Source organism: Flagellimonas sp. B-3 (assembly GCF_056857835.1).
Genome location: NZ_JBSXNW010000025.1, coordinates 1 through 14,829 on the forward strand (window position 1 = coordinate 1; position 14,829 = coordinate 14,829).

16 protein-coding genes and 1 pseudogene are annotated in these 14,829 nt (G+C 39.7%); 6 read left to right on the forward strand and 11 right to left on the reverse strand.

Features of this window, described 5'->3' with window-relative positions; translation table 11 throughout:
* A pseudogene (locus tag AC13CS_RS17935) lies at positions 1-551 on the reverse strand (HEPN domain-containing protein); the annotation flags it as partial.
* Positions 552-695: 144 nt separating this feature from the next.
* Here AC13CS_RS17935 and AC13CS_RS17940 point away from each other — a divergent pair.
* Entirely contained in the window at positions 696-1,094 is a 399-nt protein-coding gene (locus tag AC13CS_RS17940; RefSeq protein ID WP_293167296.1) for a helix-turn-helix domain-containing protein, read from the forward strand.
* 119 nt (positions 1,095-1,213) lie between these two features.
* On the opposite strand, the gene AC13CS_RS17945 is transcribed toward AC13CS_RS17940, so the two are convergent.
* Complete coding sequence (locus AC13CS_RS17945; RefSeq protein WP_293167295.1) at positions 1,214-1,696, reverse strand: PIN domain-containing protein; 483 nt, start codon at positions 1,694-1,696, stop codon at positions 1,214-1,216.
* Positions 1,686-2,465: a hypothetical protein gene (locus AC13CS_RS17950; RefSeq protein ID WP_293167294.1), complete on the reverse strand. Its 780-nt coding sequence runs from the start codon at positions 2,463-2,465 to the stop codon at positions 1,686-1,688. The genes AC13CS_RS17945 and AC13CS_RS17950 overlap by 11 nt, the downstream gene beginning before the upstream one ends.
* A gap of 640 nt (positions 2,466-3,105) precedes the next feature.
* On the opposite strand from AC13CS_RS17950, the gene AC13CS_RS17955 reads away from it, so the two are divergent.
* Complete coding sequence (locus AC13CS_RS17955; RefSeq protein ID WP_293167293.1) at positions 3,106-4,362, forward strand: site-specific integrase; 1,257 nt, start codon at positions 3,106-3,108, stop codon at positions 4,360-4,362.
* Positions 4,363-5,077: 715 nt separating this feature from the next.
* Here AC13CS_RS17955 and AC13CS_RS17960 read toward each other — a convergent pair.
* The 3 genes from AC13CS_RS17960 to AC13CS_RS17970 all read right to left on the reverse strand — a co-directional run bounded on the left by AC13CS_RS17960 (position 5,078) and on the right by AC13CS_RS17970 (position 7,189).
* Positions 5,078-5,572 carry a hypothetical protein gene (locus AC13CS_RS17960; protein WP_293167292.1) on the reverse strand — a complete coding sequence of 165 codons (495 nt, stop codon included), beginning with the start codon at positions 5,570-5,572 and terminating at the stop codon, positions 5,078-5,080.
* A gap of 94 nt (positions 5,573-5,666) precedes the next feature.
* Complete coding sequence (locus AC13CS_RS17965) at positions 5,667-6,035, reverse strand: hypothetical protein (RefSeq protein ID WP_293167291.1); 369 nt, start codon at positions 6,033-6,035, stop codon at positions 5,667-5,669.
* Between the two features lie 116 nt (positions 6,036-6,151).
* Positions 6,152-7,189 (reverse strand): Fic family protein, encoded by a 1,038-nt coding sequence (locus AC13CS_RS17970; protein WP_293167290.1) that lies wholly within the window; start codon positions 7,187-7,189, stop codon positions 6,152-6,154.
* A gap of 499 nt (positions 7,190-7,688) precedes the next feature.
* Between AC13CS_RS17970 and AC13CS_RS17975 the strand changes: the two genes are divergently transcribed.
* Positions 7,689-7,982 carry a ParB N-terminal domain-containing protein gene (locus tag AC13CS_RS17975; protein ID WP_293167289.1) on the forward strand — a complete coding sequence of 98 codons (294 nt, stop codon included), beginning with the start codon at positions 7,689-7,691 and terminating at the stop codon, positions 7,980-7,982.
* A gap of 10 nt (positions 7,983-7,992) precedes the next feature.
* Entirely contained in the window at positions 7,993-9,486 is a 1,494-nt protein-coding gene (locus AC13CS_RS17980; RefSeq protein WP_293167288.1) for a partitioning protein, read from the forward strand.
* A gap of 338 nt (positions 9,487-9,824) precedes the next feature.
* Here AC13CS_RS17980 and AC13CS_RS17985 read toward each other — a convergent pair whose 3' ends face one another.
* Positions 9,825-10,088: a hypothetical protein gene (locus AC13CS_RS17985; protein ID WP_293167287.1), complete on the reverse strand. Its 264-nt coding sequence runs from the start codon at positions 10,086-10,088 to the stop codon at positions 9,825-9,827.
* Positions 10,089-10,751: 663 nt separating this feature from the next.
* Between AC13CS_RS17985 and AC13CS_RS17990 the strand changes: the two genes are divergently transcribed.
* Positions 10,752-11,093, forward strand: coding sequence for a single-stranded DNA-binding protein (locus AC13CS_RS17990; RefSeq protein ID WP_293167286.1), 342 nt, complete (start codon positions 10,752-10,754; stop codon positions 11,091-11,093).
* A 66-nt stretch (positions 11,094-11,159) separates the two neighbouring features.
* Positions 11,160-11,609: a JAB domain-containing protein gene (locus AC13CS_RS17995; protein ID WP_293167285.1), complete on the forward strand. Its 450-nt coding sequence runs from the start codon at positions 11,160-11,162 to the stop codon at positions 11,607-11,609.
* Between the two features lie 860 nt (positions 11,610-12,469).
* On the opposite strand, the gene AC13CS_RS18000 is transcribed toward AC13CS_RS17995, so the two are convergent.
* From AC13CS_RS18000 to AC13CS_RS18015, 4 genes are read right to left on the reverse strand one after another with little or no spacing between them, the layout of a single operon-like run.
* Positions 12,470-12,817 (reverse strand): hypothetical protein, encoded by a 348-nt coding sequence (locus AC13CS_RS18000; RefSeq protein ID WP_293167284.1) that lies wholly within the window; start codon positions 12,815-12,817, stop codon positions 12,470-12,472.
* A 30-nt stretch (positions 12,818-12,847) separates the two neighbouring features.
* A complete protein-coding gene (locus tag AC13CS_RS18005; RefSeq protein WP_293167283.1) occupies positions 12,848-13,195 on the reverse strand; it encodes a hypothetical protein in 348 nt (115 codons plus the stop codon).
* Positions 13,196-13,224: 29 nt separating this feature from the next.
* Positions 13,225-13,569: a hypothetical protein gene (locus AC13CS_RS18010; protein ID WP_293167282.1), complete on the reverse strand. Its 345-nt coding sequence runs from the start codon at positions 13,567-13,569 to the stop codon at positions 13,225-13,227.
* A gap of 10 nt (positions 13,570-13,579) precedes the next feature.
* Positions 13,580-14,770, reverse strand: a complete 1,191-nt coding sequence (locus AC13CS_RS18015) for a hypothetical protein (RefSeq protein WP_293167281.1) — start codon at positions 14,768-14,770, stop codon at positions 13,580-13,582.
* Positions 14,771-14,829: the final 59 nt, after the last annotated feature.

Genomic DNA, 14,829 nt, shown 5'->3' on the forward strand with positions numbered 1-14,829 from the left:
CCTATGCACATCTGTTCAATGAAACGGAACGAAAGCTCAAAGGCCTGGTGCATGTTGAAGGTGGCAATGGCATAATCCCCTTCCTTTATCAGGATGTCGGCAGTATTGGCAAAGGCATTTACTTTTGCCGATTCGGATTTAAGATATCGAATGGCCCTTTTGATAAGGGTCTCGTATGCCATTGTGGGGTAATCCATAATGTTTCCTCCTTGTAAGCGAGCAAAAACAGTCTCTCCCAGACAGCAATGTTCCAAGAAATAGAGCGAACCCCTTTCAAGGCCTACTTCGGATTGGCTTTCCGTATAGACCCTTATCCTGAAATCGGGATGCTTCTTTCCTTTTTTGGTTACTAGGGTACGTATCTCATTAGGGAGAGGATCATTATTGACATCCACAAAAAGGGTAAGGAAATAATATTCGGTATTGCCCTCCTTCTGTTTTTTGGACAAAAAGGCACTGTCAATGGTTATGATGTTCAGGATGCTGTCGAGCAATTCGGACAGCTCTTCGGCTTTTTCAAAGTTTTCTGGTATGTTTGTGTCATATTTCATAAGATTGTTGTTTAAAGGGTTCGAGAATCGCTGACCATATTAAGGCCATGTTCCCAAGTACCCTACCATGGGCACTTGTATTTTATTGAAACTGTTTTGTATTTTACAATCGGATTATTGTACGAAACACCCTATATTTGAGATATGCAGACAAAGACCAAAAACAACCATATAGGCAGAAAGATCAGTAGGATCAGGGAACTTCGTGGGATGAAACAGGAAACCCTTGCCGAAGAACTGGGCATCAGCCAACAGGCCGTTTCCAATATTGAGAACAGCGAAAAGGTGGATGATGTGAAACTGGAAGAGATAGCCAAGGCCTTGGGCGTGACCAAGGAAGGGATTGAAAATTTTTCTGAGGAGGTTGTTTTCACAATTATTGGCAATACGTATAATGATAATTCATCTTCATTAAATTACAACTGCACATTTAATCCATTGGATAAACTTATAGAAGCCTACGAAGAAAACAAGAAACTTTATGAGCGTTTATTACAATCAGAAAAGGACAAGGTTTCTTATTTGGAAAAGCTTATAAAATAGAGTTATTCTGCCTCGCTCAGTAAATTAGTTTGGTAAGTTTTGGGACGCTTGCAGCACTTCGCTTTGCTTCGTTCGCTCTTTAATGGCTTGTGCAACAGTTACTTTTGTTGTGCGACTTTTTATAAGTCGAGAATACCAAAGGTTTCCGTGTAAGGAATATCTATACTGATAATATCAAACTTAGGATTCAATCCTTTTTTGAGGAGTTCTAATGTACCTTTGGAGCGAACGTCTGATGTAACAAAATGTGTTGTTGTCTTATCTACATCTGCTTGCGCAAATAGTTTTGCGTCATTTGGTATAATAGCTCTTGGATGAAGACTTGATAAGCTAACTTTGTTTTCTGCGAATATTATTTTGGCAAATTCTCCAGCTCTTTGGGCTTCTGCGAGGTTTAATGGTAAAATCTGAATATTTACAAGTGGTAAATCATCTAATTTGCCTAAAACACAATATTCAGCTATTGTTACAGTAGAAACTTTTAATGTGATTTCTTCTTCAAGAAAATATTTATAGTAGCCAAGGGCGTTTTGGTGAAGTTTGTCTTCATCATTGAGTAGACGAATAAAGAAACTAGTATCAAGTAAAACACTATGCTTCATAACTACCTCTAATATCTAATATCCACTCATCAGGATTAATATTTTTCCAACTCTTCTTTGCTTTTTCGATTAGACTGTTTAAATAAGTTTTATCGAATTTTGGGTTATAGTCTATTAATTCCAAAAGCTTTAATGACTTTGTATCCACTTCTCCAGTTTCAACATTCTGAAGCCCTAGTGCTCTTACGCCAAATCTTCTATAAAGTAAATTTTCTTCTCTTTCTTTTAGAAATTCTTGTCCTGTTTCTATTGCCAAATAGCCATAATCTTGTGTATCCAGATGAATATTAGCTTTGCTTTTGCCTCCAGCATCTCTAAGGATACCATAAAAATAAAGTTCCGCCTCTACCCAAGTTTTTTCAGTTTGAACAAAACGTGTTGAAGGATTTATCGTCAATTCATAATCTTCTTTTAAGGAAGTTTTGATTTGAAATTCATAATTTTTTTGGCGCGATAAATTTTGAATGTTCTCTATTGCTCTTGCTGTTTTTAATTCCAAAAAGTCTATTGAATTATTAGCTTGAACTTGGGATAAAATTGCACTAAAACCAATTATTGCTTGAATAGTGGTTTTGAATTTATGTCTTACCGAACCTTCTTCAATATCATAAGTTATTATCGGACGGTCCTTTTTATTGTTTGGGTACAGCAAATCCTCTACATTTTGCAGTATAGCTGCAATTTGCTTTATGTCATAGTTCTCAGGACTTAAGTCTTTGTGTCCTGATTTTCCTACTACTCGGATTTCTATTTCTCCAAATTTCTCCACAATTCAAATGTACAAATAATTGATTTAGACTATAACTTTCATTTTTTGCAAATGTTGCACTGGGGTATCAGACAAAAAAAGGAGTATTATTCAAAGGGTTTTCAATATGATTCAAAATTCTGTAGATTGACCTGAAATAATTTACTCTCCTTTATCAGTGTATTTTATTTCCTTTCCTTCAAAATTTGTTTATTATTCTTAAAATTTTTGCACGGTCTAGTATATTTTGAACTGTTTTCAGTATTTTTAGTGTCAAATGGATATGTTCTTATTCTCATTTTCATGATAAATGTGCAATAAGGTGTGCAGGTTCTGAAATTTCAGTGCTTGTTTCTGATTTAGAATAACATACAATCATATGGATGGTTCAGTCATCCCGACGAAATAGGTTTCAAAAGAAACCAAAATAAGGCAAATCAAATGAAAATCAGATACTTACATATTTTCTGATTTCATTTGATTTCCTTTAAAATTGTTAATAAGTGGCCAATTCGGTTACCTATTCGGTTACCTAAGGGGGAGCAATAGCCCGACGAACCAAGCTCGTTTTTTTTTATTAAATTAGTGACCTTTAGCATTTGACTTTCACTTCGATTTGACTTTCAAAACAAAATCGAATATTCACCTAAAGTGAGAGTCTATGGACGTTTCAACAACTTTTACTATTCATTTTTGGCTTAATACGGCCAAGGAAAAAGATGGTCTGGCACCAGTTTATGCGCGTATTACCGTAGATGGAAAACGTGCCGAAATCAGCCTTAAAAGAGTGACCCAGGTAACTTTTTGGGACCCAAAAGCAAAAAAAACGGGGTTAAGAACCTCTGAAGGAAAACAATTGAACAACTATTTGGATACGGTACAAGCCAAGCTTTTGGCATGTCACAAACAATTGTCATCCGATTTTGAACTGGTCACGGCACAATCCATTAAATCCAGGTTCCTTGGAGTGGATTCCAAGCACAAAACTTTATTGCAATTGGTGTCTTATCACAACGAGAACATGGACGGTACTTTAAGGCCAGGAACCCTTAAAAATTATTATACCACTGAGAACTACCTCAAGAAATTTTTAATGAAGCAACAAAGAACGGGCGATATTTACCTGCGACATATGAGGTATAGCTTTATTATCGATTTTGAGCAGTTTCTTCGCAAGGGCCCATCCTTGCAACGTTCAAACTCCTTGAACAATAATGGGGTGATGAAGCATCTATCCCGTTTAAAGAAACTGATGAATCTCGCATTGGATCTGGAATGGTTGGACAAAAACCCTTTTGCCCGTTACAAACTGAAATTCCATAAGCACGAAAGTGAATTTTTGGAGAAACACGAACTTGAATCGTTGGTCAAGGCATTTGTTCCAGAGGAAGGTCAACGTATAGTTCGGGATGTATTTGTCTTTTGCTGTTATACGGGCCTTTCCTATAGTGATGTCAAAAAATTGAAAAGTGGCAACGTCGTTCGTGGTATTGATGGCAAGTTCTGGCTGTTTTTACAACGGACCAAGACCAATTATCCGCTTCGGATTCCCTTGTTGGAAGAGGCTATGCTGATCTTAGAGCGGTATAAGGATGCTCCAGGTACAGGGAAAGATAACCTTTTGCCCGTTTTTGTAAACCAAAAAATGAACACCTATATCAAAGAGGTGGCAAAACGGATCGGGATTGATAAGAACCTGACCTTTCATTCGGCAAGGCACACTTTTGCCACCACGGTCACCCTCTCCAATGGGGTCCCCATTGCAACAGTATCCAAGTTGTTGGGCCATACCAAGATCACAACGACACAGGTTTATGCTAGAGTTTTGGAGGATAAAATCAGTTCAGATATGGAAGGGCTGCGTTCAGTACTCAGAAACAATTCTGAAAGTGATAGTGGTTTTGTTTCAGGATGGTAATAACTTTAGAAAATCCTTTCTGAAATAAGTAAAGGGCCTTTGTCATTGATATTAAAATGTCGCAAATATTGACAACATTTGCGACATTTTCATTTTGTAGGGTTTCGTTCCAATCCATTAGGAAGTTCAAAACTATGATTTTTGGGACCAATGATATGGAGTATTGATTTCAGCAATCTCCATTACCATGAAACTTTAAATTCAAAACCCTTCCTTTTCACCTGTTTTGGGTGTACCTGAATAAATAACATGTCAATTCATCATTGACTACCCTTACGTTTTGTTGAGCTGCCCACATCGAAACACAGATTCTTTAAGATAAAAATCCTTGGTTTCCTGATTTAGGAAAGATCGTTGAATCAATTTTTCCACAAGGTCTTGCTGTTGTTGGAAAGGCTTAAAAAGGTGAACCATACGTGGCTCCATAATGCCCAATCTTCTACTGAACTTCCCCGGGGTGTTTTATTGTAAAGATTATATACTAAGTAATTAAAACAATGGAAAGTGTGTTATAATGCACTTTTTAAGATGACATATGGTAAATTTAAAAAACACCCAACCATTAAATTGGTTACCTGTTCAGGCTTCAAACACTGCTGAAGTTCTCGTTAATGGAGGTTTGAGTCGATCTTGCCCGTAATCGGGATGCCCTATACCCATTTGTTTTAAATGGCCCCGCTTCGATGACGGGGCCATTGTTCAATGTTAATGTTGCTTAGGTGCTATAAAAGCTCAGGGCATGTTGTATATCGCTTTCCCATTTTTTGATCAAGCCCAGTTCCCCATTGGGCTGGTAATACTTGTCCGTATCATAGAAACACCATCGAACGGGTGGTACTTTTCCATCATTAAAATCAAATTCCAGTTCCAGTTTTTGGAGCACCTCCTCAAATCCCTTTTTTGATTTTAGGCGTCGCTTGGTCATTCGGACCTGACAACCGAGGACGGAGTTGACGGCTATACAATCCTTGGTAGGTTCATCGATACCGCTCTGGTAGAAGTAGATGTAATTTTTAGCGGTCGACATGCCGATGGCAAAATCAATTCCATGATCAAATGTGCCCAGATCGCTACTATATGATTTTGCCAAATCTTGTAGTTCTTTGATCATAAGGCGTTGTTTTTTATTTTTGTTTATGGCCATGGCTATGAATGGTATGGCACATAGAACGATGATGGCCAAACCAATGGCCCATATTCCAATTTCCATTTATTTTTAATTTAAGTGATGTGAAACTTTCCCGGTCAACAATACGCCGGATGTAGTAAGGCAATTGATACCTTTTGATGGATAGGGTATCGGCTCAAAAGAAAAAATGGAAAGGATAGAGTAAGTCGATTTGATCCTGTTTGTACAGGTCATGAAGATGTAGAATCGATTTGGATAAGGGGGCTACATCAAGTGGTTGGGACAAACTTTTGGTCCATGCAATGGATGCAGGGTGAAACGGTGTTCCAGGGTCTCCAGCATCCACGGACAGTTCCCCATCCGAATATTTTGTTGGTACCACATGTAGGGAACCATCTGTTCGTCCATCGAGCTGGTACCATGTGGCCGTCCTTTTCGATTGGGATTCCGTGGGCAGTTCTGGGGACCAATAGCCCAAAACCATGGTCCATGCATAGATGGACAATAGGGGAATCAGACTGCAGATGTTTTTTATTGTACCCAATTGATTTGAATAAAAGTAGCAGCAAAGATATCCCATCCTCGACATAATTCGCTAATTGTGCCTCCTGTATTTTGAAGAATGCCCAGTTCAGAAGTTAAATGAACCAAATTGACCTACTAATTTAGGCTATAATTGGTGCCTGGACCCGATCCAAATTTTTCGATAAGATTTTTGTCGACCAATTCAGATAAAATTCTTTTCACTGTTGGATTGGGTATGTCAAGTTTTTTTGCAATTTCTCCTGATTTAGTTCCGGGATGGTCTGTAATAAAAACGAGAATGGATTTTTCTTTTGGTGAAAGGCTGGATTCAACACCTTCAACCGTCAACTTGTCCATCAATTGTTGATGTATGTTCAATAAGGCGTCAAAGAAGAAATATAGCCAGGTAGTTACATCCTCATTAGGTCTTTGTGCCTGACATTTTCTTAATTCCTGATAATACTCCGCTTTTCTATGTTCTATCTCATGTTCAAAACTTACATATTGGATCCATTTATAACCGTACTTTAGGAGCAGTAATGTTGAAAGTAACCTGCTTAATCTGCCATTGCCATCCTGAAAGGGATGAATGCTGACAAAGTCATAGCAAAATATGGCAGACTTGACTAGTGGGTGGATTTCAGTATCGTCATTAAACCATTCGATCAATTTCCGTACCGCATCTTCAGTCTCAATACCAGGAGGTGTGGTTTCAAAAATGATTTGTTTTGCGCCACCAGGAAAGGTTGCTTCCACGCTATTGCTGTGTTGTTTGTAATCACCTTTATGCCATTTGTCTTTCTCACTATACTTTAAGAGTTGGTTGTGTAGATTTTTAAGGGAATTTTCAGTAATGTCAATATCGGCAAAGGATTCAGAAATGAGGTCCAGTACTTCAAAGTATCCTGCAACTTCTTGGGTATCCCTATCCTCTATTTTTTCAACGGACAGATTTTTTAGGAAAACATCAACCTCCTCGTCACTCATTTTGGAGCCTTCAATTCTTGTAGATGCCCCAACACTGCGTACTGTGGCTATAGCTTTTAATTGTTTCAGGCTTTGGCCTTCCTTCTTTTCAATCAAAGTCCATTCAGCATCGAACCTATCTATTTTACTGATGATCGATAAAAGCTTCCAATCCAATGAAACTTTAAGTGTATGTACATTGTTCATGCTTACAAAACTAAGAAAATCAATTTATATATGATACGTTATGATACGATTATATACGAAATTGATACGATAATGGATATAGTGTAAATGATACGTTGTGATACGATTATATGCGAAATTGATACGATTCGAAAAGAATTTAAGTTTCAAAATTCAAGTTTAACTGGCACTGTCAGAAATATAATATCTCAATAAAAGTATTGGAGAAATGGTATTTAGTTGGTTTTATTCTATTAAAAACTTTGAAGTTGCTGAAGACAGTATCGTATCATGGACAAAATACTGATCTGAGATTTAACCCAGAAACTTCCAAAAATCTAATCAGATATATTTTTTCTTACCAATATTCACCAAAGTTAAGCTCGCCTAATTTTCTCGGACAAGGGACGGCATAAAGCCGTTCCGTAAGTCACTGTTTATTCCGTTTCCTTGCCACTCCAATATTTTGTCTTCCGCTTGGTAACCGCTCAAATATTGTTTAACCAAAAATCCAGAAATCATGGAAACACAAACAAAACAAAGAGCGGCCCAAAAGAGAAACAATGGGCAAGTAACGAAGAAAGGGCAAACCAAGAGTGCCGGAAAAGTGGATATTGTTCCACAAATCCAAATGTTGGAAATCAGCTCAATTTCCCCAGATCCCACACAACCCCGAAAAACCTTTGATGCGGAAAGCCTCAATAATTTGGCACAGAGCATTGCCGAACATGGGGTGTTACAGCCCATAACGGTTCGGAAATCCGATGAAGGCTATATCATAGTGATGGGGGGAACGTCGGTTCCGTGCCAGTAAATTGACCGGAATGGCAACAATTCCAGCCTTGGTCCGAGACTTTGGGGACAATGAAATTCTGGAAGTCCAAATCATTGAGAACTTACAACGGAAAGATGTGGAACCCACAGAGGAGGCCGAGGCCATACAGTTCCTATTGGATCGTTATGAACCCACTGAGATAGCCAAACGTTTGGGTCGTTCGGAGAACTATATCAGACAGCGCATCAAATTGGCCGCTTTGATCGAGGGATTCAAGGTTTTTGTCCGTAAAGGGGAAATGACAATTTCCCTGGGAGTGGCCGTAGCCCTGTTTGAACCCGAGGAGCAACAAATGATGCTGGAAAGCCTTGGTGGGGCATATCATGAGCATCGGATAAAGCGGATGGTCGAAAACAGGACCTTTGACCTGACCAAAGCCTGTTTTGATGTAACCGACAAAACCTTGTTGCCCAAAGCAGGGGCATGTGATGTATGTCCGTTCAATGCGGCCAATCAAGGCAACCTGTTCGGGGATGGGAAGATGGTCTGTACACGGACATCCTGTTTTGAGAACAAAAAGACCAAGACCTTTATGAACCTCTTGAAAAAAGTAAAAAAGGAGGGATTGAAACTGGTACCCAACATCAACAAATACTGGGTGGACGAGGAACGGAACCAATGGGTCATGGCCCAGATGGAAAATGAGGGGCTGGAAGTACATGTGACCAATGAACTGAACATTTTAAAGGAGCCCATTGAACCTACCATGGAACATATTGAAGAGGAGCACCGGAACTATGAATACACCGAGGAAGAATTGGCTGAATTCTTAGCCGAGGCTTTGGAATCATTTACTGAGGAAAAGAAGGCATGGGACAATGCCCTAGATCATGGCTTTGAAAAGGGTATTCTACTGGAAACGGATACCTACTTGACACAGACCATTCTTGTAAGTGTCAGGGAAGAAGTTCAAGATGGGGATTCAGGGGCAAGGTCCTTGGAGAAACGAAAAATGGCCGAGTGTACGCCAGAAGAACAGATCATCAAGATCAATGAGCGGGAACTTCGAAAAAAGCAGATTGAGAACAACCATCAGTTCAAGGAGGTGGTGGACGTGATTCGGGAGACCGATTATATCAATCGGAAGAAGCCCTTATCCACAGATGAAATGGTGGCCATCGCCATCTCATTATATGAGAACAATATCGGATTCTATAGCCAAAGGGAACATTTTGGGAATTTCCTTGGAGATGATTCCCATTTGTCGCGAGAGGAACTGTTGTCCCAGCTCAAACAAAACTTCAAAAAGGAGACCTTATTTAAATTGCTACGGTTCTTGTTGACCCAGCAAGTGCACCTTGGGGAAAGCAACCATACCAACAATATGACCAACCAGTCCTTTTATGTGGCGATGCAATCCTTTTATGGAAAAAAGATTTCAGACATAGAGGAAACATTTGCGGAGAAGCGGCAAAAACGTGAGGAACGAATCAAGGAAAGGGTAGTTGTCCTAGAGCAGCAAGCCAAGACATTCACAGATTGATTTTTATTACTTGGGGTCTGAAAACAGGCCCCGTTTTTTTATGGTCATCCATAGGAAATGGACATTTCTTCGTAGTCCACTTTGTCAATGATGCCCGGACAGTTGGAATCCACCCCCATTCTTGAAAAGGGCATCTATTTATGCCATGGTACAGTAACAAATGAATTCGGGCACTACAGTCTGGAGGTGGTCACGACCCTCGAACAACCCTTGAAACCCGACCCTCGGCAAATTGAACGAGCTGTCTTAAAAAAGTAAGGGCTACATGGCAAGTAACGCATGAAAAGAAAACCCATTTAAGAGGTATATCGAAAATCGGCACCTAATTTTGTAGAGGTTCAATCCACTCTTTCTATAGAAATGATGTCCTTGATTTTAATTGGGAAATCCCATCGGTCTTTTCCTTTTTCTTTCAAAGTGATCACGATTTCGTGTAGTTCTTGGATTTCTGTGGAATAGTGTTCAAAATGGTCAAAATTGTTCTTTGAGGATTGTATGATACCCGTATGTAAAAAACCACCAATTGTTTCCAAAGTGACCCATTCATCGGTAAAGATTTTGATGTATTCCGCGCTCATGATTACCAAAGATAATGCATTCATGGATTGCTTGGTATGTTGACCATTCCTATTCAAATGAATCCAATCAGGGAGAGCTGTTTCAAGCAGATTAAAAAGCAAGTCTTGGGTTGGCAAAAGTTCTTTTGGCCAATAAGGAAGTCGTCCAAACGGATTTTTGGTGTACCCTTCCCTTGCAAACCCTTCTTGGGGCTTTGCTGAGGAAAGCTACAATCCGTTCGTCCGCCCATCAAATTTTAAGGGGTCCGTAATAAAAGAAGCCCCTGGTTGTTTTTCGGGGCATCGAAAAACAGGGCAGTGCCCAAGGACTTCCCATCAGGACACCATCGCCTGCACTCGCTTAACTTCCCGTACGCTCAATTGTCAATGGGTCAGATGGAATTCCTAAGGCCCTCATTGAACCTGTCAAGGCCAAGACAGGTTTTGTCCATAAATAGGGTTTCCACCTCCTTGAAAACCTTGCCTGCCGTAGGCATGGCTAAAGGTTTTGCTACGTCGCGGAGCCTCCCGATTTCTGCCCAAAAGCCTTGACAGAACCCCTTCTTTTATTGTGCTGTGCACGTAAGAAGCAAACAAACGCCCCTTAAAATTTGGGAAACAAAGACCAAAAAAATAGAGGGGGAATTTTTAACCTGTTTGCTGATGTATCCAATACTGGAAGACGGCAGGCCTTTAAAACTTTATATCATGAGTACATTAAGAAACAAAGTGCAGTTGATCGGAAACGTGGGGCAAGACCCCACCATTACAGACCTTGACAAAGGGAAGCGTGTGGCACGGTTCACCATGGCCACCAATGAACATTACAAGAACGCCGAAGGGGAACGGGTGACCAACACCGAATGGCATACGGTCATCGGTTGGGGGAAACTGGCCGATATCATCGAAGGTTTCGTGACCAAGGGCAAAGAGATTGCCGTGGAAGGAAAATTGACTTCCCGTTCCTATGAGGACAAAGAGGGAAACAAACGTTATGTGACCGAGATCGTTGCCAGTGAAATTCTATTGTTGGGAGGTGCCAATGATTAATAAGGATAGGGGGTAACCAAGTTTCTTTGGAGCCCCTTTCTTTTTTGATTCTAAAATGAAATGATCATGGAACAGCAAGTCAATGAAATACAGATCAGCTACAGGGAAAAACTCAGTACCCTGCAATCGAACTCCATCACCAATTCAAATGATGTGGCACAATTGCTCTTCAAAAATTGGGATACCGACACCATTGGATTGAACGAATGTTTTAAAATTCTTTTGCTCAACCAATCGAATAAAGTCAAAGGAATCTATCCCTTGTCCATTGGTGGGATTACGGGAACCTTGGTGGATATGCGCATCCTCTTTGCCATTGTTTTAAAAACCTTGTCCGTCGGAATCATTTTATCACATAACCATCCGTCCGGCCAGTTAAAGGCAAGTGAGCAGGACAAACAGTTGACCAAGAAAATCCAACAGGCTGCAATGCTTTTTGATGTCAAGGTATTGGACCATATCATCCTGGCACCCGATGGTCGTTATTACAGCTTTGCCGATAACGGAATCCTTTAAATCTTCAAACGATGGAAACAGAAACAACAACATTTGAATCCGAAACGGAAGGGGAAGTACCCTTTGACCCAAGAGACTATCCAGATGGGTTCGATCACAGTTTGTACAGTCTGGAATAAACGAGGCCAGATTATATGAAACTTAGGGTTTTTGAATCCTTTTTACCAACAATACGACCCAATCATAATGATTGGGTTTTTCGGTATTTAATGGATTGGTTTTTATATATTTAATTCGCTGTTGTATAGCAATTAAAAAGTACGGCAATTTGATTTGACTTTCCTAAAGTCCGTACGCCATTTGATTTGACTTTTACATAAAAATGCAACTGGTTTTTAGACCATGTTGTGCGATAATTTTTGTGCTTGCGCACAAAAAGGAGAAGCAAGAGGATAGCGTGCTAACGCAGCGCTATTAATTCATTTTCCTTTGGAAAAGCCCATTTTTATTGGGATTTTTGAAAATTTTAATTGATTGCGATTCAAGCGTTTTTCACGGAAAAGTGCTCTCAGCCCAGTGAAATCAATGAATTTTTAATGGAAAAATGCTTTTTTGAGGTTTGTCCAAGAATATCCATAGCAGAATCTCATAGGGAATACATTTTCGCGACCATTATCCCACTTTTGGTGAAAAAATGCTTTCAGGCCAGTAAAATCAATGAATTTTTGATGAAAAAATGATTATTTGGCGTTAGGGTCAAGCATGGATATGTCTTCCATCTTTTGACCAACTGAAATTTATAGATTGGTATTGTTTTTAGCGTAAAATGGCTTTAAACCCAGTAAAATCAAGGAATTTTTAGCGTAAAAATCATATTAAACCCTACTTGTTTGATGAATAAATGCTTTTCTATTCCTTAATCATTCCCCTTTTTTGGCTTTCTTTTCTTCCCTATAGAACAGGTTCAAATGGTCCATCAATGCCCCTTCCCCAACAGGCATCAATCGGTTGGCGATGGTCATGGCCTGATGGATGAATTCTTCTTCGTTCCTTTCCATAACATCATCCGAACCCAATTCTGGGTTTATTGCCCTAATAGAAAGGTATATCAATGCGCGAACGGTCAATAATAGATCGGCATGACCGTCAAGGTAAAAGAACGTTGGTTGGAACTTTTCCTTGATCCATGGATGTGGGGACAATGTCGGGGAATGGTCATTTGAGTGGTGTCTCAAATCCTTTAGGAGCTTTTCTTCGTTTGGGTTCATGATGTGATGTATTTGAATTGATTTATGGGATTATCTGTTTTCAAGTTTCGTTAGCGTTTCGTCCAGCTTGTCCATATAGTACATTTGACTATCCGGAAGGATACAAAGTACCAGTTCCAATACTTGGGTAATACTATCCTCCTTTGAGGCATTATTGTTTTTAGGGGCCAACATCATCCCATCACCATCCATGGCGAATACACAGAGCTGCAATAGGCTTCTGATTTGCATCAAAAGGTGGTCGTTGCCCCTGACCTCGAAGTACACATGGTTTCCTTTGGGATCAATGGACTTTTTGTTTCCAAGCAGTCCGGTAAGATTTTTTCTGAGCTTTTGTATGTCCTTCAAAGTTTTGAGTTGCTTCTTTTTGTGTTTCATTGTTCATTTTTTTAGGTTGACAATCATGTTTATTTCTTCAAAAGGAGTTTTTCTATTCGGTCGTAGCTATCCAACTGGTCATCTGGAAGAATATCAATGACCAACCCCAGTATGGTGATCACCGCATCATCCTTGGATAGAAAGGGAAGTCTTGGGGAGTCGAGTTCGTTTTCATTGTCAATGGTGGACATACACAGCCTTAACAGACAAGAGATGACATAACGCAGTTCGGAATTGTTTTCCACCTTGAACACTACTTCTTGGACATGCGGTTCATCCTTGCCATGATATCTACGTTTTCTTGGGTTCAATAAACCAATCACTTTATCCAATAGTTCCTTTTCATTACTATGGCTTTCCTCGTTCTTTTTCATGGCTACTTTGTTAAGTTGTGGTTTCTTTATCGGAAAGCATGAGTTCCCGCATTTCATCCAAAAAGTTTCCCTCTTCCAAGGGTATTAGGTTCTTTGCAAACTCCAGTACGGTCTTTACATCCTCTTTGATGTTTTTGATGTCCAAGGTCATATCACATTGCTCGTCCAAGGCCAGGATACATACATTAAGGGTCGATTTTAAGGTGTAGAAAAGAGAGAAGTGACTATGGACATAAACGTGGTTGAGATAATATCCTTTTTTTGTCCTTCGATTTGCAGGTCTCATCATTTCAAAGTTTTCCTTGCTCAATTGTCTGATCGTGTCCAATAGGTTGGGCTCTTCTATATTTTGGGTTTCGAGCAAAGCCTTTTTTCCATTTGTATCATGAGTCTGTAAAAGTTCAAGTTCCTTTTCGAACAATTGCTTGATTTCCTCCAAGAAACATTCAAGTTTTTGTTCCAAAATGTCCAAATGACCCCTTTCAATATGGAAGGAGTTTTCATACCTTGAACTGGAATAGGCCCTATCCAATAGTTCCAACAACTCCATTTCCGTGTTGTCCTCAAGATTGAACATTCCCTTTGTTCGGTTTATGTTCCTTTCCAAAAACTTTTGATGGACCTCTATCTTATGACAGATTTTCACCTTTCCGCAGAGAAAACCTTCCAAGACCCGGTATCCCAGTTCAAACCCTTGGTGGGCCATAAAGGCAGCTTGGGAAAGGTTGTTATCCGACATGAAGTATTTGAACCCTTTTTGAAAGGATAAACTGCCTGCCAAGGATGTCCGAAAGTCCTCCTGAATGTTTTTCTGGACTTTCTCCTTGGTTAGGTCTTCAAGTTGGTTCCAAGGAAAGCCAATATCCCGATTTCCAAAGATGAGATGTTCGGATCGACAATGGTTGATGAAAAACAGGTTTCCATTAGCCAGTTCTGTTTTGGCGTAATCATGGGAAAGGAGATTGTGGAAATGATCTTGATGGTCAAAAAACAACCCTTGGATAATGGGAAGAAACTTGTTGTTGATGTCATTTTTGGGTGCATCAATAATGATGTTCCACCTGAATTTAAAGGTGTTCTTTTTTTCATGGCCTTCGTTTAGATAGACCTGTACAACATTCGGAATTACTTTGATGATATCCGATAACAGCCCCTGTATCTGAGGGTCTAGTTGATTCTTTTTGTGGGTTGTGGAGTCCATATGTCAAAGCTTTAAGGTGAATTTCAATCCATTCGTGTAGAATTTCTATACTAATGTAT

Bases quoted from the DNA above. Each gene is read 5' to 3' on its own strand.
- AC13CS_RS17940 (WP_293167296.1), top strand. From the start codon at position 696: ATGCAGACAAAGACCAAAAACAACCATATAGGCAGAAAGATCAGTAGG.
- AC13CS_RS17945 (WP_293167295.1), bottom strand. From the start codon at position 1,696: ATGAAGCATAGTGTTTTACTTGATACTAGTTTCTTTATTCGTCTACTC.
- AC13CS_RS17955 (WP_293167293.1), top strand. From the start codon at position 3,106: ATGGACGTTTCAACAACTTTTACTATTCATTTTTGGCTTAATACGGCC.
- AC13CS_RS17960 (WP_293167292.1), bottom strand. From the start codon at position 5,572: ATGGAAATTGGAATATGGGCCATTGGTTTGGCCATCATCGTTCTATGT.
- AC13CS_RS17970 (WP_293167290.1), bottom strand. From the start codon at position 7,189: ATGAACAATGTACATACACTTAAAGTTTCATTGGATTGGAAGCTTTTA.
- AC13CS_RS17975 (WP_293167289.1), top strand. From the start codon at position 7,689: ATGGAAACACAAACAAAACAAAGAGCGGCCCAAAAGAGAAACAATGGG.
- AC13CS_RS17980 (WP_293167288.1), top strand. From the start codon at position 7,993: ATGGCAACAATTCCAGCCTTGGTCCGAGACTTTGGGGACAATGAAATT.
- AC13CS_RS17985 (WP_293167287.1), bottom strand. From the start codon at position 10,088: ATGAATGCATTATCTTTGGTAATCATGAGCGCGGAATACATCAAAATC.
- AC13CS_RS17990 (WP_293167286.1), top strand. From the start codon at position 10,752: ATGAGTACATTAAGAAACAAAGTGCAGTTGATCGGAAACGTGGGGCAA.
- AC13CS_RS17995 (WP_293167285.1), top strand. From the start codon at position 11,160: ATGGAACAGCAAGTCAATGAAATACAGATCAGCTACAGGGAAAAACTC.
- AC13CS_RS18000 (WP_293167284.1), bottom strand. From the start codon at position 12,817: ATGAACCCAAACGAAGAAAAGCTCCTAAAGGATTTGAGACACCACTCA.
- AC13CS_RS18005 (WP_293167283.1), bottom strand. From the start codon at position 13,195: ATGAAACACAAAAAGAAGCAACTCAAAACTTTGAAGGACATACAAAAG.
- AC13CS_RS18010 (WP_293167282.1), bottom strand. From the start codon at position 13,569: ATGAAAAAGAACGAGGAAAGCCATAGTAATGAAAAGGAACTATTGGAT.
- AC13CS_RS18015 (WP_293167281.1), bottom strand. From the start codon at position 14,770: ATGGACTCCACAACCCACAAAAAGAATCAACTAGACCCTCAGATACAG.